Genomic DNA, 24,905 nt, shown 5'->3' with positions numbered 1-24,905 from the left:
GGGAGGGTCAGAGCGGCAGCGCGGCGGCCTCGTGACGCAGGACGAGGATGAGCAGTGTGGCGATCAGCGTGGCGATCAGCAGCCAGCTCGTCATGAGGACGACCGTCGAGCGGCCCGGCCGCCGCGACGGGCGCTCGCGCCTGCGGCCGTCCTCCTCGCGGCGCCGCACCCGCCTGTCGAACGACTCCAGCCGAGCCGCCAGCCTCGGGTCCTCATCGATGAGGTGGCGTTCGATCCGCAGCAGAATCCGCTCTTCCTCCTGCGACCAGGCCATGCCGCACCTCCCCGGAACGCAAGGCGTGTGCGGGTTTCCTGCCCAATCATGATGATCGTTATCCATTCCCGGGGCTGTTGATTTACGGCTTCTTTACACCGGCGGGCGGTCCCCGGGCGCGGGGACCGCGTCGGCGCAGCGGGCCAGCCGCCCGGCCAGGGCCCGGACCTCCTCGCGCAACCCGTCGGGGGCGACGACGGTGAACGGCCGGCCCAGCCCGGCCAGCATCAGCGCCATACCGTCCAGCCGCTCGGCCCTGGCGCGCAGCAGGACCCCCGCGGTGTCGGCGTCAGCGTCGCCACCGACGCCGGCACCCGCTCGCGCGCCTCCGCCGGCGGCATCTCCAGCAGCACCTCCACCTCGTGCCGGTACGGCACGGCCGCCAGCGAGGCGACCACGTGCGCGACCGGGTCGAAGCCGTCGGGCACCTCGAAGGACCGCCGCCCCGCCTCGGGTCCCCGCGCCCGGCCCGGCCGCTCCACCGGCCCCGGACGCCCATCCGGCTCCCCGGGCCCGGTGGCCGGCTCCACGCGCTCGACCCGGTCCACCCGGAAGGTGCGCACCTGCCCGCTGGCGTGGTCCAGCCCGGTGACGTACCAGCGGCCGGAGTGGAAGACCAGGCCGTAGGGGTCGAGGTCGCGTTCTGAGGACTCCCGCCGCCAGGAGCGGTAGGCCAGCCGTACCGTGTGCCCGCGCCGGGCCGCCTCGGCCAGGGTCAGCAGCGGGCCGGCCTTCGGGCGGGCCTCCGCCGGGGCCGGGTCCCGGGTGTGCCCGAGCGTGGCCTGGACCGCCTCGACGCGCTCGCGCAGCGCCCGCGGCAGCACCCGCTGGATCTTGGCGAGCGCGCTCTCGGTCGCCGTCTCCCCCACCGACAGCCCGGTCCGCCGCCCGGCCAGCAGCCCCAGCACCACGGCGGCGGCCTCGTCGTCGGTGAACATCAGCGGCGGCAGCCGGTAGCCGGGCAGCAGGCGGTAGCCGCCGTAACGGCCCCGGGCGGCCTCGACCGGCACCCCCAGCTCCGACAGCCGCACCGCGTAGCGGCGCACCGTCCGCTCGTCCACCTCCAGCCGCGCGGCGAGCTCGGGCCCGGTCAGGCCGGGGGCGGCCTGCAGCAGCTCCAGCAGGGCGAGCACCCGGGTGACCGTCATCGAAACTCCTCACTGATCAGGACCGATTCTGTCCGGATTCGATCCTACGGTGGAGCCGTTCCGACGAAGGAGAGATCGATGAGCACCTATGTCCTGGTACCCGGATTCTGGCTCGGCGCGTGGGCCTGGGAGGAGGTCACCGGGCCGCTGCGCGCGGCCGGCCACGACGTCCACCCCCTCACCCTGACCGGCCTGGGCGACCGCTCCCACCTGGCAGGACCCGGCGTGGACCTGGAGACCCACATCGACGACATCGTCCAGGCGATCGTCTACGCCGACCTGCGGGAGGTGATCCTGGTTGCCCACAGCGGCGCCGGCGCCCCCGTCACCGGCGCGGCCGACCGGATCCCCGAGCGGATCTCCCGCGTCGTCTACCTCGACAGCGGGCCGATGGCCGACGGCCTGACCCAGCTCGACCTCTACGACCCGGCCCAGCGGGAGTTCGTCGAAAACAGCGTCGCCGCCTGCGGGGGAACCGCCTACCCGCCGCCCTCCTGGGAGCAGCACGAGCGCTCCGGCGTCAGCCTGGAGGGGATGGGCGCCGCCGAGCGCGCCAGGTTCACCGCCCGCGCCACCGCGCAGCCGTACGGCACGCTCACCCGGCCGCTGAAGCTCGGCGGCGGCGCGGACCGGCTGCCCAAGACGCTCATCTCCTGCTCCTACCCCCTGGAGCAGGTCCGCGCGCTGGTCGAGGCCGGTCACCCGTACTTCGCCGCGCTCGCCGGGCCCGAGTGGAGCTTCGCCGCGGTGCCCACCGGCCACTGGCCGATGTTCTCCGCGCCCGCGGCCACCGCGGCGGCGCTGGCCGAGCTCGGCGAGCCCGGCGGGCCGCGCGGCTGAGAGATCGGCACGGCCGAGAGACCGATGCGACCGGGGACCTGCCCCCGCCTTTCCTAGGCTGATTAATCCTTTGCCTATATCTTTTAGGCAGGGTAGCGTTCCGCGGCATGAAAGCAGTCTCTGAACAGGAGATCCGAGGCTCGTTCGTCAACTGTTCCAAGGGAGAGGCCAAACGGCTGACGCTCCCGCGGGACCTGGCCGAGCGTCCCTGGGACGACCTGGACTTCCTGGGGTGGCTCGATCCGGCCGCCCCCGAACGCGGCTACCTCGTCACCGAGCACGGCGGCGAGGTCGTCGGCGTGGCGCTGCGGCTGGCCGCCCGGCAGCGCGGCGGCCTGCACCGCGGCATGTGCTCCCTGTGCCTGACCATGCACCCGGGCACCGGCGTCTCCCTGATGACCGCCCGCAGGGCGGGTCCGGCCGGCCGCGACAGCAACTCCGTCGGCCTGTACGCCTGCACCGACCTGGACTGCTCGCTGTACGTGCGCGGCAGGAAGCTGCCCGGCCTGGGCGGCCGGCTGCAGGAGTCGCTGACGGTGGAGGAGCAGATCGACCGCACCCGGACCAGGCTGACGGCGTTCCTGGAGAAGGTCCTCACCTGAAGGGACCCGCTCAGGTGGCCCGCTCCCCGGCCGGCTCGCGCAGCCAGTCCTCGATCAGCGGGAAGGTCAGCTGGGCGATCAGCCGCTGCCCGGAGGCGCTGGGGTGGAAGAAGTCCCATTTGCTCAACTGGTCCCGGGTGAAGCGGCAGTCGAACAGCGCGTTGCCGTCGAACCGGCAGGCCGGGCCGTAGGCGGCGCACACCTGCGCCAGCGCGGAGTTGTAGCCGGCGACCCGGGCCCGAACCCGGTCCCGGCGCTCCCGGTCGGCCGGGGCCGTCGAACGCGGCCGGGCCAGCATGCTCGGGCAGATGCGGCCCACCGCCCAGAACGCCCGCGCCGCCACGCTGTTCCTGCCCACCTGCCACAGCCGCCTGAGGTCGGGGACGCTGGCCAGGAACACCCGGACGTCCGGCCGCCCGGCCCGCAGCGTCTCCAGCGCCCCGGCCACCCGCCTGCGGTAGACGTCCACCGGCGTCATCTGCCGCTCGTCGGCCACGCACGCGTCCTGCGCGCCGACCAGCACGGTGACGTAGTCGGCGCGCCGGGCGACGGCCCCGGCCATCTGCCGAGCCAGGTCGGCGCTGGTCGCCCCGGGCACAGCCAGGTTGACGCCGTGCCCGGCGACCGGGGCGCCGCCGCCCAGCAGCCGCAGGTAGTGGCTGCGCACCCGCTCGTCGTCGCCCGTCGCCCAGGACCGCGCCGGGCACGGCACGTACCAGCCGCAGGCGTTGAACCCCGAGCTGATCGAGTCGCCGACCGCCACCATCACCACCGGCCGCCACCCGGCGGGCGCGCCGCGACCGGCCGTCACCACCCGCACCGGCGCCGACACCGGCCGCTTCGCCGTCCCCGCCTCCACCGGCCGCGACCCGGCCGCCCGCGCCGGCGCCGCCGGGCAGACGGCCACGAGCGTCACCACGCCTGTGAGCACTGTCACAATCCTGCCGGCCATGGCACCTCCGAGCGGTCGATCACCCCTGTCATGGGATGTATCACCGCAGGACACCGCGGCGCCCTTCGTTGACCGAGCACCATGGCTTTCTTGACGTAACGTGGCGGAGGCACTGATACCGGGGCCGTCGTCGAACACGTTCAGTTTCCGGCATAGAGTGTTCCGGGTGAGTGTCGCGCTCGGACTGACCCGCCCCCTCGTGGTGAGAACCACCCTCGTCGGTGACCCCGGCGACCTGCTCGCGCGACTTCCGGAGGCCGCCCCCTACGCCTGGATCAGGCGCGGCGAGGGGCTGGTCGCCTGGGGTGAGGCCGCGCGCGTGGCCGTGCCGCCCGGCCCCGGCCGCTTCGACTGGGCCCGCCGGTGGCTCTCGGCGATCCTCGGAGAGGCCCACGTCGACGACGGCGTCGGCGTCCCCGGCTCCGGGCCGGTCGCCTTCGGCTCCTTCACCTTCGACCCGGACGCCCACGGCTCGGTCCTCGTCGTCCCCCAGGTCGTCCTCGCCCGCCGCGGCGGCCGCTCCTGGCTGACCACCGTCGGCGACGAACACCTCGACCTGGTCACCCCGCCCGCCGACCCCGGCCGGATCCGCTACGGCGACGGCAGCCTGACCGCCCCGGAGTGGGAGCACGCCGTGGCGCTGGCCGTACGGCAGATCAGGTCCGGGCGGCTGGAGAAGGCCGTGCTGGCCCGCGACCTGACCGCCGTCGCCGAGCGGCCGATCGACGTCCGGCTGCTGCTGTCGCGCCTGGCCTCCCGCTACCCGGAGTGCTACACCTTCTCCTGCGCCGGTCTGGTCGGCGCTACCCCGGAACTGCTGGTCCGCCGCACCGGCGAGACGATCGAGTCGCTGGTGCTGGCCGGCACCGTCTCCCGCGGCACCAGCCAGGCCGACGACGACGCGCGAGGCGCCGGCCTGTTCGCCTCGGAGAAGGACCGCTACGAGCACACCTGCGCGGTGGAGTCGGTGCGCGAGGCGCTGGCCCCGCTGTGCGCGGAGCTGACCGTGCCCACCGAACCCGAGCTGCTGGTCCTGCCCAACGTCCAGCACCTGGCCAGCCCGGTCACCGGCCGCCTGGCCGACGGCGCGTCGGTCCTGGACGTGGTGGCCGCCATGCACCCCACCGCCGCCGTCGGCGGCACCCCCACCCACACGGCGCTCGACGTCATCCGCGAGCTGGAGGGCATGGACCGCGCCGGATACGCCGGCCCGGTCGGCTGGATCGACGCCCGGGGCGACGGAGAGTGGGGCATCGCGCTGCGCTGCGCCCAGATCGAGGGACCCCGGGCCCGGCTGTTCGCCGGCTGCGGCATCATGGGCGACTCCGACCCGGCCGCCGAGCTCGCCGAGGCCCAGGCCAAGCTGCGCGTCATGCAGTACGCCCTGGAGGGCTGACCCTTCCCCGGGGCCCCGCGGCGGCACGGAGCCCCGGCCGGAATCACCCGCACGGCGGCTCCGCGGTGACCATGGCCGGCCCGCCGGGCGGGCTCGCCACCTCGAACACCCGGGCCGCCGTCCTCAGCTCAACGCTCCGCGTGGTGCCTGCCCCGGCGTCGCACCCGGAGCACGACGAACACCACCACGGCCAGCGCCACCACGCCCAGCACCACCTTGGACAGGATCCCGGCGTAGCCCTCCACCAGCTCCCAGTTCTCCCCCAGCAGGTATCCCGCCATCACGAAGACCGTGTTCCAGATGAGACTGCCCAGCGTGGTCAGCACCAGGAACACCGGGACCGGCATGCGCTCCACCCCCGCCGGAATGGAGATCAGGCTGCGGAAGATGGGGATCATCCGCCCGAAGAACACGGTCTTGCGGCCGTGCCGGGCGAACCACGCCTCGGTCTTCTCGATGTCGGAGACGTCCACCAGCGGCAGCCTCCGCGCGATGGCCACCACCCGCGCCCGGCCCAGCAACGCCCCCACCCCGTACAGCGCCACCGCGCCGACCACCGACCCCAGCGTGGTCCAGAAGATCGCCTCGAACAGCGTCATGTCCCCCTTGCTCGCGGTGAATCCCGCCAGCGGCAGGATCACCTCGCTCGGCAACGGCGGGAACAGGTTCTCCAGCGCGATCGCCAACCCCGCTCCCGGGGCTCCCAAGGTCTCCATCAGGCTGACCGCCCAGCCGGCGACTCCGTCGACAGTCGTTGAGGTGCTCATGCCCCGAACCCTACGAAGCCGTGAGCACCCGCGAGAATGCGGGAACACGCTGGCCCCACCCCGCCCCGGGGCCGCGGAAAACCCCAGCACCGCGCCGACCGGCCCGGCCATGGGGCCGCCCGGAAAGTTCCGGGAAACCATGTGATCCATCCCACATCCCCGCACCGGCCCACCGGCCCACCGGCCCGGCCGCCCCCGCCGGCTGCGGGCCGCGCGTCACCCGGCCCGCAGGTGGACCGCCTCCCCCTCCTCGACCTCCGCCCGGCCCGCCGTCAGCGTCGCCACCCACCCGCCGAACACCGGCAGGTCCGCCTCCCGCACCACGACCGTGAACCGGACCCCCGCCCCGTAACCGACCTCCCGCACCTCGTACGGCGAGGCCCGCAGGTCGCTCTCCAGCCGTCCGGCCCGCACGTGGTCCACGCTCACCGCCACCAGCCGCGCCGGGACCATCTCCACCAGGCGGGCCCGGTCGAGCGTCTTGCCGACCGCCGAGCCGTAGGCCCGCACCAGCCCGCCCGCGCCCAGCTTCACCCCGCCGAAGTACCGCGTCACCACCGCCACCACGTCCGACAGCCCCCGGCGCAGCAGCGTCTCCAGCATGGGAGTGCCGGCGGTGCCGCCGGGCTCGCCGTCGTCGTCGGCCTTCTGGACCCCCCGGTCCCCGCCGATCACGTAGGCCGAGCAGTTGTGCGTGGCGTCGCCGTGGGAGCGCCTGCGCCCGGCGACGAACTCCCGCGCCGCCTCCTCCGAGCCCGCCGGGGCGACCGCGCACAGGAAACGCGACCGCTTGACCTCCGTCTCGTGCTCGACGATCTCCTCCACGGTCAGGTACGGCTGGCTCATCGCACCAGGCTACCCGCCTTTACAATGTAGATTAATAAGAGGTCCCCCGGGGGCACGGCGCCCGGCGACCGCGCGCCGTCCTACGCCGCCGGCGCGGGGCGGCACACCTCGGCCATCACCGAGCCGGCCAGGTCGAACCCGCCGACGTGGGCGAGGTAGCCGCCGGGGGCGAACAGGGAGTCACCCAGCGGCAGGTAGACGCCGCCGGCCTGCCGGATCAGCAGCACCCCCGCCGCGACGTCCCACGGCTTGACCCCGGAACCGTAGGCCACGTCCGCCCAGCCGGCGGCGACGTGCGCGAGGTGCAGCGCGGCGCTGCCCGGCCGGCGCACCGAGGCGAACGCCTCCAGCATCCGGCCGAACCGGTCCAGCGATCCGGCCCGGTCGGCGGCCAGGTCACCGGCCGTGGGGTAGCCGCTCAGCAGCATCGCCTCCCGGTCACCCGTCGCGCCCCGGCTGCGCAGCCGTACGCCGTTGCACCAGGCGCCGCCCAGGTCGGCGCGGAACTCGTCGTCGCGCACCGGGTCGTAGACCACCCCCGCCACCGGCTCCTCCCCCACGGCGGCGGCCACCGACACGCAGAAGAACGGCAGCCCGGCGGCGAAGTTGGCCGTCCCGTCGATCGGGTCGACGTACCAGCGCGGCTCGCCCGAGCCGGTGGTGCCGCCTTCCTCCCCGATGATCGTGCTGTCCGGGAACCGCCGGGAGATGATCTCCCGGATGGTCTCCTCGGCGGCGCGGTCGTGCTCGGTCACCGGGTCGTGGAAGTCGCGCTTGGTCTCGACCTCGGGCCGGGACCGGAACGCCTTGCGGAGCCGCTCGCCGACCGCGCGGGCGGCCTCCGCCGCGACGTCGCACAGTTCACGCGAGGTGCTCAGGTCCATCGAATCCTCCAGCGGCGTCTGCGGGCCGCGCCGGCCTTCGGCACCCGCATGGTCATCCCATTTTCCCTGATACGTCCCTTTCACTCCGCTCGGAGCCCCCGGGGCGGGACCTGGGCGAGTTGGTCATGACATTCTGATGTCCGCTACCCTGACCAGGACAGAAGTCCAGGGGAGGGCGGCATGAGCGCCGAGCTCGGCATCGAGCTGGACAGATCCAGCCCGGTCCCGCTGTACTTCCAGGTGGCCCAGCAGATCTCCGACGCCATCGGGCGCGGTGACCTCGCTCCGGGGGCGCGCCTGGACAACGAGATCGACCTGGCCGATCGCCTGGGGCTGTCGCGGCCGACCGTCCGCCAGGCGATCCAGTACCTCGTGGACAAGGGCCTGCTGGTGCGCAAGCGCGGCGTGGGCACCCAGGTCGTGCAGGGCCGGGTCAACCGCACGGTGGAGCTCACCAGCCTCTACGACGACCTGCGCCGGGCCGGGCAGGAGCCCGCCACCCGGGTGCTGGCCCTGGAGCCGGTCCCGGCCGACGGGGCCCTCGCCGCGACCCTCGGCGTCCCGGACGGCACCGAGGTGCTGCGCCTGGAGCGGATCCGCTACGCCGCCGGGGCGCCGCTGGCGCTGCTGCACAACTGGCTGCCCGTCGGGGTGGCCCCGCTGACCACCGAACGGCTCACCGAGCGCGGCCTGTACGAGCTGCTGCGCGCCGCGGGAGTGCGGATGCGCGTGGCCAACCAGCGGATGGGGGCGCGGGCGGCCACCGCCGCCGAGGCCAGGCTGCTGGACGAGCGGCGCGGCGCCCCGCTGCTGACGATGCTGCGCACCACCTACGACGACCAGGGCCGGGCCGTGGAGCACGGCTCCCACGTCTACCGGGCCTCCCACTACTCCCTGGAGTTCACGCTCATCGAGCGCTGACGGGCCGCCCTTCGCGGACCGCGTCGGCGCGGGAGGCGGCGGAGGCGTTCACCCCCCCCCCGGCCGACGGGGTGGAGTGGGCCCACGGCAGGACACCGCCGGTACGGGCGAAGGCGTACCAGCGGCCCGGGCACTTTCCGGATGACCACGGTTTCGGGGACATACCCGGTCCGGGCCTAATACGGTGGCTAGTTGACGATCGGCTAAGCCCGTAAGCCTCCGGAGCCTCTCCATGCGTATCGCAGCGGCAATCCTCTCCTTCGTGCTCGCCATCACCATCCTGCCCGCCCGGCCGGCCACCGCCGCGGTCTCCGCCTCGCCGCTGCCGGGCGGCAAGACCACCTATGTCATCTCGCAGGGACATCTGAAGGCCGCCTCCCAGCAGAACTGGGTACGCCTGGGCAGCTACCGCTTCGCCGCGGACGGCACGGTGAGCGCCGCCCTGTACCTATGGTGGCAGCGTCATCCCAGGGCCAGGCAGCGCACCGGCACCGTCCCCGATCCGAGCTGCACCACCAGGGCGGGCGGCGTCGCATCACGACCCCGCGCCTGCGAGGTGCTCACCGCCGGGGGCTTCACCGGCGCCCCCGACGAGAGCCGCACCGGGACGTACACCGTGGCGGGCGACGTGCTCACCATCCGCTGGAAGATCGCCCAGGCATGGACGGAGCAGTGGTACGTGCGGCCCTCGCCTGACGGCAGGCTGGCCCGCCTGGACCTCAAGCAGAGCACGCTGGCCACGCACGGGTACGGCTACGGCAGCAACGCCGCACTCAGCACCCGCCGCGCGATGAGCTCGGTGAAGGCGTTTCCCGGCTCCCTCAGGCAGGATCTGACGAGCTGGGCGGGCGGCGAACTCGTCACGTCCGGCGATCAGCCGTTCGGCCACTCCGCCTTCCGTTCCTGCGCCGCCACCACCTCGTGCCTGACCTACCTGCAGCCGTCCTCGCGCGGCGCGTGCCAGAAGTCGGGCGGCTGCCCCAGATACGGTGGCGGAACGCGCTCCGATGTCAGCTCCATCCAGTACTACCTCACGATGATCTCCAAGACCGACCGCCGCGACACGCTGTGGCACTGGTGCACCTGCCTGGCGATGGAGCGCGGTGAGTTCTGCTACACCGGCAACTCCCACGTCAAACCGCTCATGCAGATCATCGACGACACGGGAGCCTTCCGCGGCTGGGTCGGCGCGGAGGCATCCTTCTCGACCGGCTCCCGGGCGACGGACATGCTGGCGGTGCTGCGCATCTCCGACTTCCGCTGAACAGCCGCCACGCCACCCGGCGGCCCCTTTCCGCCGTATTCCGGTGGACCCGTCGTGGCGTCGATCGTTGCCTTCGTCGCCCAGAGCCACTTCGGGGCTCACCGCACGGACCCGAGTGGAGAGCCCCGCCGTGTGCCCGGGCGCTCCCTTTCCGGCAAAAAGACCGTTGATCTGGGTATTCGTCCGCCTAAATGGGTTTTCCCGGGTGGTCTGCGGCGCAGGAACCCGGTCATGGAAGAGCGGCCGCGTGCCGCGACATGACCTCGAGGTGACCTGCGATTCCGGAAACGCTGGGAACGCCGATGCGCGGACGGGAGCGCGAGCGGGCGGAGGTGCTCCGCCTGCTGGCGGGCGCCCCCGGCCCGGGCGCGCACGTGCTCCTGGTGGAGGGTGAGCCGGGGATCGGCAAGAGCATCCTGCTGGCCGAGGCGGCGGCAGCGGCGTCCGCCCTCGGGACGGGCGTCGCCACGGGCCGGGCCGACGAGCTGGAACGCATGATGCCCCTGGCGCCGCTGCTGTCGGCGCTGGAGGAGACCACCACCCGCGCCGCGGTCGCCCGGAGCGCCTTCCCCGGGGGGCCGGGGCTGCTGATGTGGCTGGCCGAGCGGGTGAGCACCACGCTGGAGCGGCGCGCCGCCGCCGGGCCGCTGCTGGTGGCCCTCGACGACCTGCAGTGGGCCGATCCCGTCACGCTCATGGCGCTGCGGACGCTGCCGTCGCGGCTGGCCGGTCATCCGCTGGCGTGGCTGCTGGCGCGCCGCACCACCGGCGACGACGACGGCGAGCGGCTGTTCGGCCTGCTGGAGCAGGAGGGGGCCACCCGGATCGCGCTGCGCCCGCTGGACGGCGCCGCCGTGGCGCGGGTGGCCGCCGACGCGCTGGGCGCCGTGCCGGACGCGGAGCTGACGGCGCTGGCGGCCCAGGCCGCCGGCAACCCGGCGCTGCTGCTGGCGCTGCTGACCGGGCTGCGCGAGGAGGGCGTCGTCCGGGTGGACACCGGCGTGGCCCGGCCGGCGAATGCGGCGGGACCCGCGGGAGAATCGGCTCCGGCGGGAGCCAGGGAGGCCGGAGAGACCGGAGATGCCGGAGAGACCGGGGAAGCCGGAGGATGCGGGAGAGCCGAGGCGACCGCGGGATTCGCGGAGACCGGAGCCGTGGCGGGGACGCTGCCCCGGCGGCTGCACGCCGCGGTCCGGCGGCGCCTGGAGGAGGTGAGCCCCCGGACCCGCCACCTGCTGGAGGCCGTCGCGGTGCTCGGGCGGTCCTTCTGCCCCTCCTACGCCGCCGAACTGCTCGGCGAGCCCCCGGCCGCGCTGCTGCCCGCCCTGGACGAGGCCCTGGCCGCCGGGCTGCTGGTGGTCACGCCCGAGGAACTGGCCTTCCGCCACGAGCTGCTGTGGCGGTCGGTCCTGGAGACGGTCCCGGCCCCGGTACGGCAGGCGCTGCGCCGGCAGGCCGAGCGCGTCCCGCCGCCCGCCGCGCCCGTGGCCGCCGCGCTGATCGCCTGGGACGAGGGCCGCCTCTCACGCGGTCTGGAGCTGGCCCGAGAGGCCGCCGAGCCGCTACCCGGAATCCCCGGACCGTCCGGCCGCCGGGATCCCCAGCCGCGGGCCGTGCTCGCGGCGATGCTCATCGACCTGGGGTTGCTCGACGAGGCGGAGAAGATCACCGCGGGCTCCGCGGCCGAGGCGGCGGGCCGGCCCGCGTGGGCCGCCGCGGTCCTGGTGCTGCGCGCCCGGCTCGACCTCGCGGCGGGCCGGGCCGACGACGCGGCCGAGCAGGCCGAGGCCGCGCTGGCGACCGCCGCCGGCCTGGACGTCCCGGACCTGGCCTGCCTGGCGCTGTCGGCGCTCGGCGCCGCGGCGCTGCGCGCGGGCGACCTGCCGCGGGCGGTGCGGGCCCTCGCCTCCGGCCAGGCCGCGCGGTCGGCGGGCACGCCGTACGGGCGGCTGCGCGCCGAGCTCACGGCCGGGCGGATCGTCGAGGCGCGGGACGGGGCGACGGCCGCGATGACGCGGCTCGGCGGGCTCTACGACGGCCTGGCCGGGCACGCCGGAGTGCTGACCGGCGAGCCCGCGGCGGCCGCGTGGCTGGTGCGCACGGCCCTGGCGGCCGGGGACCGCCGCCGGGCCGACGAGGTGGTGGCCGCCGCCGAGGACCTGGCCGGGCGCAACCCCTGCCTGCCGGGCCCGCCGGTGGCGGCCGCCCACGCCCGCGGCCTGCGCGACCGCGACCTCGCGGCGCTGGGCCGGGCCGCGGCCGGGTACGCCGACCCGTGGGCCAGGGCGTCGGCCGCCGAGGACCTGGGTGTGCTGCTGGGCGCCGCCCCCGGCCGCCGGGACGCGGCCGTCGGGACGCTCGACGGCGCCCTTTCCGGTTACGGCGGCGTGGGCGCCCGCCGGGACGCGGCCCGGGTACGGCGCAGGCTGCGCGAGCTGGGCGAGCGGCGGCGCCACTGGGAGCGCGTCGACCACCCCGACTCCGGCTGGTCCAGCCTCACCGGCACCGAGCGCGCCGTCTGCGACCTGGTGTCCCAGGGGCTGACCAACCGGCAGGCCGCCGAGCAGATGTTCGTCAGCGAGCACACCGTCGCCTTCCACCTGCGGCAGATCTTCCGCAAGCTCGGCGTCCGCTCCCGGGTCGAGCTGGCCCGGCTGGCCGCCCTGTCGGCCGCCGGCCCGGACGGGGGCTGACCCGGCGGCTCCGCCGGCCGCCACCGACCACCGACGGGACCCGCGCGGGAGCCGAACCCGGACGCGGTCAGCCGAAGGAGACGGTCAGCTCCCCGCCGGACAGTTCCACCCGCACCACCGTGCCCTCGCCGACGTCCCCGGTCAGCAGCGCGCGCCCGATGCGGGTCTCCACCTCCCGGGAGATGAACCGGCGCAGCGGCCGCGCGCCGTACACCGGGTCGTAGCCGCGCTCGGCGATGTGGCGGCGCGCCTCGGCGGACAGCTCCAGTCGCATGCCGCGCTCGCCGAGGCGCACGCGCAGCTCGGTGAACATCAGGTCGACGATGTGCTCGATCTCCCCCATGGTGAGCGGCTTGAAGATCACGATGTCGTCGACGCGGTTGAGGAACTCCGGGCGGAAGTGCCCGCGCAGCTCCGCCATGACCTGCTCCTGCACGTCCTGCTTGATCTCCCCGCCGGGCGTGACGCCCTCCAGCAGGTACATCGAGCCGATGTTGGACGTCATGATCAGCACGGTGTTGCGGAAGTCGACGGTGCGGCCCTGGGCGTCGGTGAGCCGCCCGTCGTCCAGGACCTGCAGCAGGGTGTTGAAGACGTCGGGGTGGGCCTTCTCCACCTCGTCGAACAGCACCACCGAGTACGGCTTGCGCCGCACCGCCTCGGTGAGCTGCCCACCCTCCTCGAAGCCGACGTATCCCGGCGGCGCGCCGACCAGGCGGCTGACGGTGTGGCGCTCCTGGTACTCGCTCATGTCGACGCGCACCATGTTGTCCTCGGTGTCGAACAGGGCCTCCGCCAGGGCCTTGGCCAGCTCGGTCTTGCCGACGCCGGTCGGGCCCAGGAAGATGAACGACCCGATCGGCCGGCGCGGGTCCTTGATGCCGGAGCGGGCCCGGATGACGGCGTCGGCCACCAGCCGCACCGCCTCGTCCTGGCCGATGACCCGCTCGTGCAGCACCTGGTCCAGGTGCAGCAGCTTCTCGCGCTCGCCCTCCTTCAGCCGGCTCACCGGGATGCCCGTCCACCGGGCGACGATCATGGAGATCTCGTCCTCGGTGACGACCTCGCGCAGCAGCCGCCCGGCGCCCTGCTTCTCGCGCAGGCTCTCCTCCTCGGCGCGCAGCCGGCGTTCCAGGTCGGGCAGCCGGCCGTGGCGCAGCTCGGCGGCGCGGTTGAGGTCGTAGTCGCGCTCGGCCCGCTCGGCCTCGGTGCGGACCCGCTCGATCTCCTCGCGCAGGGACTGCACCCGGCGCAGCACCTGCCGTTCGGCCTCCCACTGGGCGCGCATCGCGTCGGCCTCCGCGCGCAGGCCGGTGAGCTCTCCGCGAAGCTCCGCGAGGCGGGCGGCGCTGGCGGCGTCCTCCTCCTTGCTCAGCGCGGCCTCCTCGATCTCCAGCCGTGTCACCCTGCGGGTCAGCTCGTCCAGCTCGGCGGGCATCGAGTCGATCTCCGTACGGAGCATCGCGCACGCCTCGTCCACCAGGTCGATGGCCTTGTCGGGCAGGAACCGGTCGGAGATGTAGCGGTGGCTCAGCACGACGGCGGCGACCAGCGCGGCGTCCTGGACGGTCACCCCGTGGAAGACCTCCAGCCGTTCGCGCAGGCCACGCAGGATCGAGATGGCGTCCTCGACCGACGGCTCGTCGACCATCACCGGCTGGAAGCGGCGCTCCAGGGCGGCGTCCTTCTCGATGTGCCTGCGGTACTCGTCGAGGGTGGTCGCGCCGATCAGGTGCAGCTCGCCGCGGGCCAGCATGGGCTTGAGCATGTTCCCGGCGTCCATGGCGCCCTCGGCCGCGCCGGCGCCGACGACCGTGTGCAGCTCGTCGACGAACAGCAGGATCCGGCCCTCGGCCGCGGCGACCTCGGTGAGCACCGCCTTGAGGCGTTCTTCGAACTCGCCCCGGTACTTCGCTCCGGCGACCAGTGCCCCCATGTCGAGACTGAAGATCGTCTTGTCCCGCAGGCCCTCGGGTACGTCGCCGTCGGCGATCCGCTGGGCCAGCCCCTCGACGATCGCGGTCTTGCCGACGCCGGGGTCGCCGACCAGCACCGGGTTGTTCTTGGTCTTGCGCGACAGGATCTGGATGACGCGGCGGATCTCGGTGTCGCGGCCGACGACGGGGTCCAGCCGCCCGGAGGAGGCGGCGGCCACCAGGTCCTGCCCGTACTTGACGAGCGCCTCGTAGGCGGCCTCCGGCATGGCGGAGGTGACCCGCTGGTGGCCGCGGACCTCGGTGAGCGCCCGCAGGAAGCGTTCCCGGTCGAGCCTCTGCCCGGCCAGCAGCCGCCCGGCGGACGTCTCCGATCCCTCCTCCAGCAGGGCCACCAGGAGATGCTCGACCGAGACGTACTCGTCCTTCAGCCGGTCGGACTCCCGCCTGGCCGCCTCCAGCAGGCGCGACAGCCGCTGCGTCACCCGGATCTGCCCGGGCTCGACGCCGGGCCCGGCGACCCGGGGGCGGCGGGCGAGATCGGCCTCCACCTCCTCCCGCAGCCGTCCCGGGTCGGCGCCGGCGCGTGAGATCAGCCGGGGCACCAGCCCCTCGGGCTGGTCCAGCAGCGCCAGCAGCAGGTGCTCGCCGTCGACGTCCTGGTGGCCGTGACGCAGCGCGGCGGTCTGCGCGTCGTGCAGCGCCTCCTGCGACTTCTCCGTCAGCCGGTTGAGATCCACGGTGTGCCTCCTGCGGGCCGGGAACGGGTGCGGGCGGCGGCCTCCAGCTCGGCGATCCGGTCGAGCAGGTCGATCACCAGGCCGAGGGCGGCGTAGTTGAGGGCGAACCCGGCGCGCAGCCGCTGGATCCGCGCCATGGCCCGCAGCTGGGACTCCTCGAACCACAGGGTCCCCGACGGGTCGGTGCGGGCCTGCAGCGCGCCGAGGACGACCAGGCGGCGCGGCAGCTCCGGGTGGACGCCCGCGGCGCGGGCGAAGGTCTCCAGGTCCAGCCGCCGGGGCCGGGCCAGGGCGTAGGTCACCGCCGCCTCCTCGGGTCGTAGGACGAGGCGGCGGCCAGCCGCTCGAACAGCTCGCGCTCCTCGCCGGACAGATGCGGCGGAACCGTGATCCGCACCTCGGCGAGCAGGTCCCCGGGCGTGCCGCGGGGGTTGGGCATCCCCCGGCCGCGCAGCCTCAGCCGCCGCCCGCTGGAGGTGCCCGCGGGCACCTTGACCTTGGTCTCGCCGCCGGGGGTGTCGACGGTGACGGCCGCGCCGAGCGCCGCCTCCCACGGGGTGACCGGCAGCCGGACGTGGATGTCGCGCCCCTCGACCCGGTAGCGGGGATGCGGCGCGATGGAGACGATCAGGTAGAGGTCGCCCGGCGGCGCCCCGCCGGTGCCCCGGCCGCCCTGCCCGGCCAGCCGGACGCGCTGCCCGTCGGTCACCCCCGGCGGGATGTCCACCTGGAGGGTACGGCCGCCCACGGCGATGGACCGGCGGCCGCCGCGGTAGGCCTCCTCGACGGTCAGCTCGATCCCGGCCTCCTGGTCCGCGCCCGGGATCGGCCCCCAGCCCCGCCCGGCCCGGCCCGCGCGGCCCGCCCGCCCGGCACCGCCCGCCCGGCCGGTGAACAGGCCCTGCAGCAGGTCGTCGAGGTCGATGCCCTCGCCGAACTCCACGCCCGGCCCGAAGCCCTCCGGTCCCATGCCCCCGGCGCCGGTCCGCGTGCCCCGCCCGGCGCGGGCCGCCCTGGCGCGCGCCCAGGTCTCCGGGTCCACGTCCTCGGGCACCTGGCGGAACTCCGGGCCGAAGGCGTCGTAGCGGCGGCGGGTCGCCGGGTCCGACAGCACGCTGTAGGCCTCGGAGATGTCCTTGAACCGGTCCTCGGCCGCCGGGTCCTTGTTGACGTCGGGGTGGTTCTCCCTGGCGAGCCTGCGGTAGGCGCGCTGGATCTCCTCCTGGCCCGCTCCCCTGGGGACCCCGAGGATCTCGTAGAAGTCGCGGGCGGGCGGCATCATTCCGCCTTGGAGACCACGACCTGGGCGGGCCGCAGCTGCCGCTCGCCGTCGCCGTAGCCGGGCCGCACGACGGCGACGACCGTCCCGGCGGGGACGTCCTCGCGCGGGACCGCCGCCACCGCCTCGTGCCGGGCCGGGTCGAACGTCTCCCAGGTGTCGTCCCGGCGCGGGAACCCCAGGTGGGCCAGGACGGTCAGGCCCTGCTGGAGCACCGCCCGCAGGCCCTCGGCGAGGGAGGCGGGGTCGCCCTCGGCGTGTTCCAGGGCGCGTTCCAGGTTGTCCAGCACGGGCAGCCACTCCCCGGCCGCCCTGACCTGCTCCTCCAGCCGCACCCGCTCGGCGTCGCGGCTGACGCGCTTGCGGAGGTTGTCGAGGTCGGCCAGGGCGCGCTTCCAGCGGTCCTCCAGCTCGGCGACCCGGTCCCGCAGCCCGGCCGCCTCGGCCTCAGCCGCCGCCTCGGCCCCGGTCTCCGCGCCGGTGGCCGGTCCCCCGGCCCGGCCGGCGCTCCGATCCGCGCCCTGGCCCGCGGCCCGGTCCGTGGCCCGCTCCTCGGACGGCTCCGCGGGCGGCCCGGCGGACGGTCCCGCGGCGGTGCCCTCCCACTCCAGCGGATCACTCATCGGTCGTGAACTCCGCGTCGATGACGTCCTCGTCCCCACCGGCGCCCGCACCGGCACCGGCACCCGGCGCGGCACCGGCGGTGCCCGTGCCGACCCCCGGCCCCGCCCCGACCCCGGCCGCGCTCAGGCCCTGGTAGACCTGCCGCAGGTCCTCGGCCAGCGACCGCAGCCGCTCCAGCGGGGTGTCCTGCCGCTCGATCGCCCCGCGGGCCTCGGAGACGAGCATCTCGGCCCGCGCCTTCTCGTGCACCGGGGCGGCGTCCCCCAGCTCCCGCAGGCGGCGTTCCACCTGGTAGGCGGCGCTGTCGACGGTGTTGCGGGCGTCTACCGCCTCGCGCAGCCGCCGGTCCTCGTCGCGGTGCCGCTCGGCGTCGCTCACCATCCGCTCGATCTCCCCCTGGTCGAGGGTCGAGCTCTCGCTGATCGTGATGCGCTGCTCGGCGCCGGTGTCCTTGTCCCGGGCGGAGACGTTCAGGATGCCGTTGGCGTCGATGTCGTAGGTCACCTCGATCTGCGGCTCGCCGCGCGGCGCCGGCCTGATGTTCTCCAGCCGGAACCGGCCCAGCACCCGGTTGTCGGCGGCGCGCTCGCGCTCCCCCTGCAGCACCACCACGTCCACCGCGCTCTGGCCGTCCTCGGCGGTGCTGAACACCTCGGTACGGCGGGCCGGGATCGTCGTGTTGCGGTCGATGACCTTCGTCATGATCCCGCCGAGGGTCTCGATGCCCAGCGACAGCGGGGTCACGTCGAGCAGGACGACGTCCTTCAGCTCGCCCTTGATGACGGCCGCCTGGACCGCGGCGCCCAGCGCCACGACCTCGTCGGGGTTGACCGTCATGTTGGGTTCCTTGCCGCCGGTCATGCGGCGCACCAGCTCCTGTACGGCCGGCATCCGGGTCGAGCCGCCGACCAGGATCACCTCGTCGATGTCGGCCGCGGTGAGCCGGGCGTCGGACATGGCCTGCTCCACCGGCCCCCGGCACCGTTCCAGCAGGTCGGCGGTGATCTCCTCGAACGTCGCCCGCCGCAGCGTGGTGTTCAGGTGCTTGGGCCCGCTCGCGTCCGCGGTGATGAACGGCAGGCTGATCTGCGTCTGAGTGACGGCCGACAGCTCCACCTTCGCCTTCTCCGCCGCCTCGAAAAGCCGCTGCAGCGCCTGGGGGTCACCGCGCAGGTCGATGCCGGTGTCGCGCTGGAACTCGTCGGCCAGCCGGTCGACGATGCGCCGGTCGAAGTCGTCGCCGCCCAGGTGGGTGTCGCCGGCGGTCGCCCGCACCTCGACGACGCCCTCTCCGACGGTCAGCACGCTGACGTCGAACGTGCCGCCGCCCAGGTCGAAGACCAGGACGGTCTCGTTCTCCTTGCGGTCCATGCCGTAGGCGAGCGCCGCCGCGGTGGGCTCGTTGATGATCCTCAGCACCTCCAGGCCCGCGATCTTCCCCGCGTCCTTGGTCGCCTGGCGCTGGGAGTCGTTGAAGTAGGCCGGTACGGTGATGACCGCCTCGGTGACCTTCTCCCCCAGGAACTTCGAGGCGTCGTCGACGAGCTTGCGCAGGACCTGGGCGGCGATCTCCTCGGGCGCGTACGGCTTGCCGCGCACGTCGAAGCGGACCGCGCCGTCCGGGCCGGACACCACGTCGAAGGAGACGGCGTTGATCTCGCTGGAGACCTCGTCGTAGCGGCGGCCGATGAACCGCTTGGCGGAGTAGATCGTCCCCTTGGGGTTGAGGATCGCCTGCCGCCGGGCCAGCTGGCCGACCAGGCGCTCGCCCTCCGGGGTGAAGGCCACGACCGACGGCGTCGTCCGCGACCCTTCGGCGTTGGGGATGACCGTGGGCGTGTCGCCCTCCATCGTGGCGATCACCGAGTTGGTGGTTCCCAGGTCGATCCCGACTGCTTTGGCCATGCTGACCTCCGACGAGTGCGCTCTGGCCTCCGGCGGGCGCCCCGCGGGACACCGCGGGGCAGGGTCTCGCCCCACGCGGCCCACAATCGCTCCACACGGCCCGCCGCCACATCCTCAGACCTGACGGTTCGGCCGATCGGCCGGTCCCGGGGACGCGGGGTCCCAGGGACGCCGTCTCGTGGGCGCTGTCTCAGGGACGCTGTCTCAGGGACGCTGTCTCAGGGACGCGGCGGAACGGCGCCGGGCGGCATCGCCCCCGGTGCCCCGTGCGCTCCCGGCGGCATCGTCCCGGGCCCGCCGGTCGCCGGAGGGGGAACGGTCCCGCCGGGCGTGGCCGAACCGGGCGGCATCGTCCCCATGGGCGTCCCGCCCGGAGACATCGACTCCAGGACCCTGCGCGCCTCGACGACGTGCGGCGCCGTGGCCAGCACCTCGTAGTGGTCGGCGACCAGCTCGCTGGAGGAGATGAAGTCGCGCTTGCCCCCGGTGAGCGCGTGACCGACCAGGCCGAAGATCGCACCGGCGATCACACCCCAGATCAGGCCCCACAGGATCAGCAGGAGGCCGAACCGCCCGGGAACGAAGATCGCCAGGAACAGCCCGACCAGCAGTCCGATCCAGGCGCCCGACGCCGCGCCCATCCCGGTCGCGCGCAGGTAGGTCAGCCGTCCGAGCACCTTCTCCACGAGCCGGAGGTCCACTCCGACGATCGAGGTGTTCTCGACCGGGAACTTCTGGTCCGACAGGTAGTCCACGGCGCGCTGGGCCTCCGCGTAGGTGCGGTAGTTCGCCACCGGCTCGCGGGCGGCCGGCGGCGTCTCGGCGGGTCGCATATGGCCCTCCTCAGGTAGGTCGTACACCCACCGTGACCGGACCGCGACGACACCACATCCCCAGATCTGGTAGTCAGACGCCGGACACGGCCCTCAGAGCCCTGAAGACCCGCAGAGCCAGGGAAGCACCGGCCGGCCCGGCTCAGGCGGCGCCGACCGGCTTGCCGTGCTCCTCCTTCGCCGCCGCCCTGGCGGCCCGCCGCTTGACGAACACCGTGGTGGCCAAGCCGAACAGCACCGCCGCGACCAGCCCCACCCAGGAGAAGCCCTTGAGCCACTGCTCGGCGACCCGGCCCACCGAGTAGACCGCGGCGGTGGTGCCGCCCGCCCACACGATGCCGCCCAGCACGTTGGCGACCAGGAACCGCCAGTACGGCATGCGCAGCGCGCCCGCCAGCGGCCCGGCCAGGATGCGCAGCAACGCGATGAACCGGCCGAAGAAAACCGTCCACATGCCGTAGCGGTGGAAGTAGTGCGCGGCCCTGGCGATGTGCTCCGGACCGAAGTGCTTGGGGAACCTGCGTCCCAGCCGGTCGAACAGCGGCTGGCCCCCCTTGCGGCCGATGGCGTAGCCGATCGAGTCGCCGATGATCGCCCCGGTGCTGGCGCAGACGCCGACCCACACCGGGTCGACCACCCCCTTGGCCGCCAGCAGCGCGGCGCTGACCAGGACGATCTCCCCCGGAAGCGGGATGCCCAGGCTCTCCACCCCGATCACCAGGCCGACGATCAGGCAGACCCACAGCGGCGGGATCGACTGGAGCAACGCGTCGACATGCATGGATGCCACCCTATTGGGTCCGGTGCCGCGATCTTCGCCATCCGGACCGTCCGGGCACGACGGGACCCGCCGTACCGGGCGGGCGGAACCGGGGGCCGGGCACGGCGCGGGGCCGGCCGTACCGGCGGGTGGACCCGGGACGGGGCCGGGCGCGCCGGACCGCGCCGCCGCACCCGGGCGCCGGTCCCGGTGCGGGGACCGTCAGACGGCCCCGCGGATCGCGGCGTGGGCCGCCTCGCGCATCGCGGCGTGCAGCGCCGCGTTGGGCTCCCGCTCGGTGCGGGCCTCGACGATCCGGATCCCCTCCCCGCGCAGCGCCTTGGGCAGCTGCCCGGCCTCGTCCACGAAGGTGTACGGCGTGCCGGTCGCCGCGGCCACGTGTGCCAGGTCCACCCCGTGCGCGGTGCCGAAGACCCGCTCGAACGGCTCGCGCAGCGCGGCCTGGGGCAGCAGCGAGAAGATCCCGCCGCCGTCGTTGTTCACCACGACCAGGCACAGGTCGGGGCGGGGCTCGCGGGGCCCGAGGATCAGGCCGTTCTGGTCGTGCAGGAACGTCAGGTCGCCCAGCAGCGCGTAGGCGGGGCCGTTGTGGGCCAGCGCCGCGCCGATCGCGCTGGAGACCACGCCGTCGATTCCGGCGGCCCCCCGGTTGGCCATGATCCGCAGGCCCCGGCGGGGCCGCATCGCCTGGTCCAGGTCGCGGATCGGCATGGAGGAACCGGAGAACAGCAGCGACCCGTTGGGCAGCGCCTCGGCCAGGTCACGGGCCAGGCGCGGCTCGCTGAACCCGGCGCCGTCCAGCACCTCGTCGACCGCGGCCCGGACCGCGGCGTCGGCGCGGCGCCAGGAGCGCAGCCAGGCGTCGTCGCCGGCCGCGACCGGGATCTCCACCGCCTGCGCCACCTGGGTGGCCGAGCGGGTCGGGTCGGGCCAGCGGGTCAGGTCTCCGGTGACCACGATGTGCTCGGCGGCCTGGCCCAGCCAGCCCAGCAGCGACCGTGACAGGCTCGGGCGGCCCAGGGTGACCACCACCTCGGGCCGGTGCCCCTCGGTGAACTCCGGGGCGCCGAGCAGGAAGTGGTGGGCCGACATCGCGTGGTCGCCGTAGCGGGCGTTGCCGTGCGGCTCCGACAGCACCGGCCAGCCCGCCATGCCCGCCGCCGCGACGTACCGCCGCACGTTGGCGGCGCCGTCGCCGACGACCAGCACCCCGCGCCGGGTCGGCGGCAGATGCAGCGCCGACGCCGGGGGCGCCACCCGGGTGCGGACCCACGGCCCGGCGGCGCCGCCGTCCAGGGGCTCGCACCAGGAGGTGTCGCCGTCGGGGACGAGCGGCTCACGGAAGGGGACGTTCAGGTGGACCGGCCCGGGATCGGACGGGCCCAGGGCGCGCTGGTAGGCGCGGCAGGCCAGCGAACGCCAGTAGGCGACCTGGCCGGGGCGGTTCTCCGGCACGCCGACCTCGCTGAACCAGCGGACCGCCGTGCCGTACATCTTGATCTGGTCGACGGTCTGGCTGGCGCCGGTGTCGCGCAGCTCGGGCGGCCGGTCGGCGGTGAGCACCAGCAGCGGCACCCCCGACTCGTGCGCCTCGATCACCGCGGGGTGGAAGTTGGCCGCGGCGGTGCCGGAGGTGCAAACCAGCGCGACCGGCCGCTCCCCGCGGCGGGCCAGGCCCACCGCCAGGTAGGACGCCGACCGCTCGTCGACGCGCACGTGCAGCCGCAGCCGGCTGTCGGCGTGCACGGCCAGCGCGAGCGGGGTCGAGCGGGACCCGGGTGCGAGCACCACGTCGGTCAGGCCGCAGCGGGCGAGCTCGTCCACCAGCACGGTCGCGAGCGCGGTGGCGGGGTTCACCGCGCCGCCCTCCGCGGCCGGCGGGCGCGGTGCCGCACCGCACCCGCCCCGCGGCCGCCGGGGCGGCGCGACAGCGTCTCGTCCATTACGGCCGGCGCGGGAACTTGTCGAAGTCGGGGCTGCGCTTCTCCTTGAAGGCGTCGCGGCCCTCCTGCGCCTCCTCGCTCATGTAGAACAGCAGGGTGGCGTCCCCGGCGAACTGCTGCATGCCGGCGGCGCCGTCGCTGACGGCGTTCAGCGCGCCCTTGAGCATGCGCAGCGCCAGCGGCGACTTCTCCAGCATCTCCTTGGCCCACTTGACGGTCTCGGTCTCGAGCTCGGCCAGCGGGACGACGGCGTTGACCAGGCCCCAGTCCAGGGCGGTCTTCGCGTCGTACTGGCGGCACAGGTACCAGATCTCGCGGGCCCGCTTCAGGCCGACGGTCTCGGCCAGCAGCCAGGAGCCGTAACCGCCGTCGAAGGAGCCGACCTTCGGGCCGGTCTGGCCGAAGACGGCGTTGTCGGCGGCGATGGACAGGTCGCAGCAGACGTGCAGCACGTGGCCGCCGCCGATGGCGTAACCGGCGATCATCGCGATGACCGGCTTGGGGCAGCGGCGGATCTGCACCTGCAGGTCCAGCACGTTCAGCCGGCCGACGTGCGGGGTGGACTTGTCGACGTAGCCGTCGTCGCCGCGGATCTTCTGGTCGCCGCCGGAGCAGAAGGCGCGGTCGCCGGCTCCGGTGAGAATGATCACACCGACCTCGCCGTCCTCCTGGGCGACGTCGAAGGCCCGGCGCAGCTCGAACAGCGTGGTCGGGCGGAAGGCGTTGTGCCGTTCGGGCCGGTTGATCGTGATCTTCGCGATGCCCTCGCCGGTCTCGTAGACGATGTCCTCGTAGTCGCCCGACCGCTTCCAGTCGACCGCGCTCTTCTGGACGCTCTCCGGCAGGGGACGCCCCTCGCCCGCCGCCGCCTCGTTGCCGCCCGGCTCGGCCCGCTCGGTGCTCACGATCGTCTCGCCCCTTCCTCACCGGGGTCTCCCCCGGTCGTCACTCGGCATTCGGCACTAACCTTACGACCGTGACGACCGGACCCGCACATGTGGAGCCCCCTTCCGGGGGGCGGGAGCTGCACGCCCTGACGCTGCCCCCCGGCCCTCGCCTGACCGCCGCCGTCGCCGCGGCGCTCGACGGGGACGGCCCCGCGGTCCTCCCCCTGCCGCCCGGCCTGCCCGCCCCGGCGCTGCGGGCGACGCTCGCGACGCTGCGCCCCACCCACCTCGACGGCGCGCCGTACGCCGGCGGCGTCCCGGCGGCGCCGGAGGTGGCCGTGGTCATCGCCACCAGCGGTTCGACCGGCACCCCCAAGGGGTCCAGCTGTCGGCCGCCGCGCTGCGCGCCTCGGCCGCCGCCTCGCTGCGCCGGCTGGGCGCCCGGCCCGGCGAGCGCTGGCTGTGCTGCCTGCCGCCCTCTCACGTCTCGGGCCTGCAGGTGCTGGTGAGGTCGCTGCTCGGCGGGACCGAGCCGATCGTGCACGGGAGCTTCTCGCCGGAGGCGGTGCTGTCCTCAGGGGCCGACCACGTCTCGCTGGTGCCGACCCAGCTGCGCCGCCTGCTGGCCACGGACCCGGCCGGTCCGGCGGCCTTCCGGACGATCCTGCTGGGCGGCGCCGCCGCCCCCGCCGACCTGCTCGCCGCCGCCCGCGCCGCGGGCGTCCGGGTCGTCACCACCTACGGCATGAGCGAGACCTCCGGCGGATGCGTTTACGACGGCGAGCCCCTTGACAATGTAGATCTCAAAATCGGCGGCGACGGGCGGATCCGTCTCGCCGGGCCCGTGCTGTTCTCCGGCTACCGGCTGCGTCCCGACCTCACCGCCGCCGCCCGCGACGGCGGCTGGTTCCTGACCTCCGACCTCGGCGAGGTGTCCCGGGGCCGGCTGCGGGTCATCGGCCGGGCCGACGACATGATCAACACCGGCGGTGAGAAGGTCGTCGCGGCGCAGGTCGCGGCGGTCGTGGCCGAGCATCCCGCGGTCGCCGACGCCGCGGTGGTCGGCCGCCCCGACCCCGAGTGGGGCGAGCGGGTGGTCGCCGTCGTGGTCTCCCCGGCACCGCCGTCCCTGGCCGAGCTGCGCGCCTTCGTCAAGGAGCGGCTCCCGGCCCACGCGGCCCCGGCCGAGCTCGTCGTGCTGCCGGAGATGCCTCTTCTGTCCAACGGGAAGCCGGATCTCGCCGCCCTCCGTTATGGTCGTCATCCGGAACCGTGACGGTCCGGAGTCATGGCCGTGACCCGGAACCGTTACGGGGCGGCGCGCGTCAATAGGGAGAAACCGGCATCGCCGGGCGCTCCCGGCGGACATCGGCGGGCCGGCGCGCGTCAACG

22 protein-coding genes and 1 pseudogene are annotated in these 24,905 nt (G+C 74.5%); 7 read left to right on the top strand and 16 right to left on the bottom strand.

All coding sequences use genetic code 11. The features are described 5' to 3' along the window. Positions 1-7 precede the first annotated feature (7 nt). The 3 genes from ACQP10_RS16945 to ACQP10_RS16935 form a co-directional block, all read right to left on the bottom strand. Positions 8-274 (bottom strand): DUF3040 domain-containing protein, encoded by a 267-nt coding sequence (locus ACQP10_RS16945; RefSeq protein ID WP_179823741.1) that lies wholly within the window; start codon positions 272-274, stop codon positions 8-10. A gap of 93 nt (positions 275-367) precedes the next feature. After that, positions 368-511 carry a hypothetical protein gene (locus ACQP10_RS16940; protein WP_433541694.1) on the bottom strand — a complete coding sequence of 48 codons (144 nt, stop codon included), beginning with the start codon at positions 509-511 and terminating at the stop codon, positions 368-370. Next, positions 502-1,422 (bottom strand): helix-turn-helix transcriptional regulator, encoded by a 921-nt coding sequence (locus ACQP10_RS16935; RefSeq protein ID WP_433541693.1) that lies wholly within the window; start codon positions 1,420-1,422, stop codon positions 502-504. Before ACQP10_RS16935 ends, ACQP10_RS16940 begins: the two co-directional genes overlap by 10 nt. A gap of 78 nt (positions 1,423-1,500) precedes the next feature. On the opposite strand from ACQP10_RS16935, the gene ACQP10_RS16930 reads away from it, so the two are divergent. Together ACQP10_RS16930 and ACQP10_RS16925 are read left to right on the top strand one after the other, a co-directional pair. Continuing rightward, positions 1,501-2,262, top strand: a complete 762-nt coding sequence (locus ACQP10_RS16930; protein WP_346019784.1) for an alpha/beta fold hydrolase — start codon at positions 1,501-1,503, stop codon at positions 2,260-2,262. 107 nt (positions 2,263-2,369) lie between these two features. Next, positions 2,370-2,864, top strand: coding sequence for an FBP domain-containing protein (locus tag ACQP10_RS16925; RefSeq protein ID WP_179823746.1), 495 nt, complete (start codon positions 2,370-2,372; stop codon positions 2,862-2,864). A gap of 10 nt (positions 2,865-2,874) precedes the next feature. Here the strand turns inward: ACQP10_RS16925 and ACQP10_RS16920 are convergent, their stop codons facing one another. Next, positions 2,875-3,795: a GDSL-type esterase/lipase family protein gene (locus ACQP10_RS16920; protein WP_433541692.1), complete on the bottom strand. Its 921-nt coding sequence runs from the start codon at positions 3,793-3,795 to the stop codon at positions 2,875-2,877. Positions 3,796-3,982: 187 nt separating this feature from the next. On the opposite strand from ACQP10_RS16920, the gene ACQP10_RS16915 reads away from it, so the two are divergent. Continuing rightward, positions 3,983-5,212 carry an isochorismate synthase gene (locus ACQP10_RS16915; protein ID WP_386148751.1) on the top strand — a complete coding sequence of 410 codons (1,230 nt, stop codon included), beginning with the start codon at positions 3,983-3,985 and terminating at the stop codon, positions 5,210-5,212. A 128-nt stretch (positions 5,213-5,340) separates the two neighbouring features. On the opposite strand, the gene ACQP10_RS16910 is transcribed toward ACQP10_RS16915, so the two are convergent. From ACQP10_RS16910 to ACQP10_RS16900, 3 genes are all read right to left on the bottom strand, one after another. Continuing rightward, the gene (locus ACQP10_RS16910) at positions 5,341-5,979 is read right to left on the bottom strand and encodes a DedA family protein (protein ID WP_355646372.1); all 639 of its coding nucleotides are present in this window, start codon (positions 5,977-5,979) and stop codon (positions 5,341-5,343) included. Positions 5,980-6,195: 216 nt separating this feature from the next. Then, entirely contained in the window at positions 6,196-6,825 is a 630-nt protein-coding gene (locus ACQP10_RS16905) for a YigZ family protein (protein WP_433541691.1), read from the bottom strand. 80 nt (positions 6,826-6,905) lie between these two features. Beyond that, complete coding sequence (locus ACQP10_RS16900; RefSeq protein WP_346019788.1) at positions 6,906-7,709, bottom strand: inositol monophosphatase family protein; 804 nt, start codon at positions 7,707-7,709, stop codon at positions 6,906-6,908. Positions 7,710-7,889: 180 nt separating this feature from the next. Here ACQP10_RS16900 and ACQP10_RS16895 point away from each other — a divergent pair, with 180 nt between their 5' ends. From ACQP10_RS16895 to ACQP10_RS16885, 3 genes are all read left to right on the top strand, one after another. Continuing rightward, on the top strand, positions 7,890-8,630 hold the full coding sequence (locus ACQP10_RS16895) for a GntR family transcriptional regulator (protein WP_346019789.1): 741 nt from the start codon (positions 7,890-7,892) through the stop codon (positions 8,628-8,630). A 232-nt stretch (positions 8,631-8,862) separates the two neighbouring features. After that, the gene (locus ACQP10_RS16890) at positions 8,863-9,894 is read left to right on the top strand and encodes a hypothetical protein (RefSeq protein WP_346019790.1); all 1,032 of its coding nucleotides are present in this window, start codon (positions 8,863-8,865) and stop codon (positions 9,892-9,894) included. A gap of 302 nt (positions 9,895-10,196) precedes the next feature. Further along, a complete protein-coding gene (locus ACQP10_RS16885) occupies positions 10,197-12,587 on the top strand; it encodes an AAA family ATPase (RefSeq protein WP_433541690.1) in 2,391 nt (796 codons plus the stop codon). A 67-nt stretch (positions 12,588-12,654) separates the two neighbouring features. Here ACQP10_RS16885 and clpB read toward each other — a convergent pair whose 3' ends face one another. From clpB to menB, 9 genes are all read right to left on the bottom strand, one after another. After that, the gene (gene clpB / locus ACQP10_RS16880) at positions 12,655-15,261 is read right to left on the bottom strand and encodes an ATP-dependent chaperone ClpB (RefSeq protein ID WP_346019792.1); all 2,607 of its coding nucleotides are present in this window, start codon (positions 15,259-15,261) and stop codon (positions 12,655-12,657) included. Continuing rightward, positions 15,243-15,563 carry a chaperone modulator CbpM gene (locus ACQP10_RS16875; RefSeq protein WP_179823764.1) on the bottom strand — a complete coding sequence of 107 codons (321 nt, stop codon included), beginning with the start codon at positions 15,561-15,563 and terminating at the stop codon, positions 15,243-15,245. The genes clpB and ACQP10_RS16875 overlap by 19 nt, the downstream gene beginning before the upstream one ends. Next, the gene (locus tag ACQP10_RS16870; RefSeq protein ID WP_346019793.1) at positions 15,560-16,543 is read right to left on the bottom strand and encodes a J domain-containing protein; all 984 of its coding nucleotides are present in this window, start codon (positions 16,541-16,543) and stop codon (positions 15,560-15,562) included. Before ACQP10_RS16870 ends, ACQP10_RS16875 begins: the two co-directional genes overlap by 4 nt. After that, on the bottom strand, positions 16,540-17,163 hold the full coding sequence (locus tag ACQP10_RS16865; protein WP_346019794.1) for a nucleotide exchange factor GrpE: 624 nt from the start codon (positions 17,161-17,163) through the stop codon (positions 16,540-16,542). Before ACQP10_RS16865 ends, ACQP10_RS16870 begins: the two co-directional genes overlap by 4 nt. Further along, positions 17,156-19,069 carry a molecular chaperone DnaK gene (dnaK, locus tag ACQP10_RS16860; protein WP_346019795.1) on the bottom strand — a complete coding sequence of 638 codons (1,914 nt, stop codon included), beginning with the start codon at positions 19,067-19,069 and terminating at the stop codon, positions 17,156-17,158. The genes ACQP10_RS16865 and dnaK overlap by 8 nt, the downstream gene beginning before the upstream one ends. Before the next feature lie 218 nt (positions 19,070-19,287). Next, complete coding sequence (locus tag ACQP10_RS16855) at positions 19,288-19,902, bottom strand: general stress protein (RefSeq protein WP_218912321.1); 615 nt, start codon at positions 19,900-19,902, stop codon at positions 19,288-19,290. Between the two features lie 142 nt (positions 19,903-20,044). Further along, positions 20,045-20,683, bottom strand: coding sequence for a DedA family protein (locus ACQP10_RS16850; protein ID WP_179823779.1), 639 nt, complete (start codon positions 20,681-20,683; stop codon positions 20,045-20,047). A 201-nt stretch (positions 20,684-20,884) separates the two neighbouring features. Beyond that, a complete protein-coding gene (gene menD / locus ACQP10_RS16845; RefSeq protein WP_346019796.1) occupies positions 20,885-22,540 on the bottom strand; it encodes a 2-succinyl-5-enolpyruvyl-6-hydroxy-3-cyclohexene-1-carboxylic-acid synthase in 1,656 nt (551 codons plus the stop codon). Between the two features lie 85 nt (positions 22,541-22,625). Continuing rightward, on the bottom strand, positions 22,626-23,471 hold the full coding sequence (menB, locus tag ACQP10_RS16840) for a 1,4-dihydroxy-2-naphthoyl-CoA synthase (RefSeq protein ID WP_346019916.1): 846 nt from the start codon (positions 23,469-23,471) through the stop codon (positions 22,626-22,628). 179 nt (positions 23,472-23,650) lie between these two features. On the opposite strand from menB, the pseudogene ACQP10_RS16835 reads away from it, so the two are divergent. Next, positions 23,651-24,789, top strand: a pseudogene (locus ACQP10_RS16835) (AMP-binding protein). Positions 24,790-24,905 lie beyond the last annotated feature (116 nt).

It is taken from the genome of Streptosporangium sandarakinum, assembly GCF_050942225.1.
Classification (GTDB): domain Bacteria; phylum Actinomycetota; class Actinomycetes; order Streptosporangiales; family Streptosporangiaceae; genus Streptosporangium; species Streptosporangium nondiastaticum.
The sequence above is the reverse complement of the archived record's forward strand: the minus strand, read 5'-3'. Positions and strand labels throughout refer to the sequence as shown.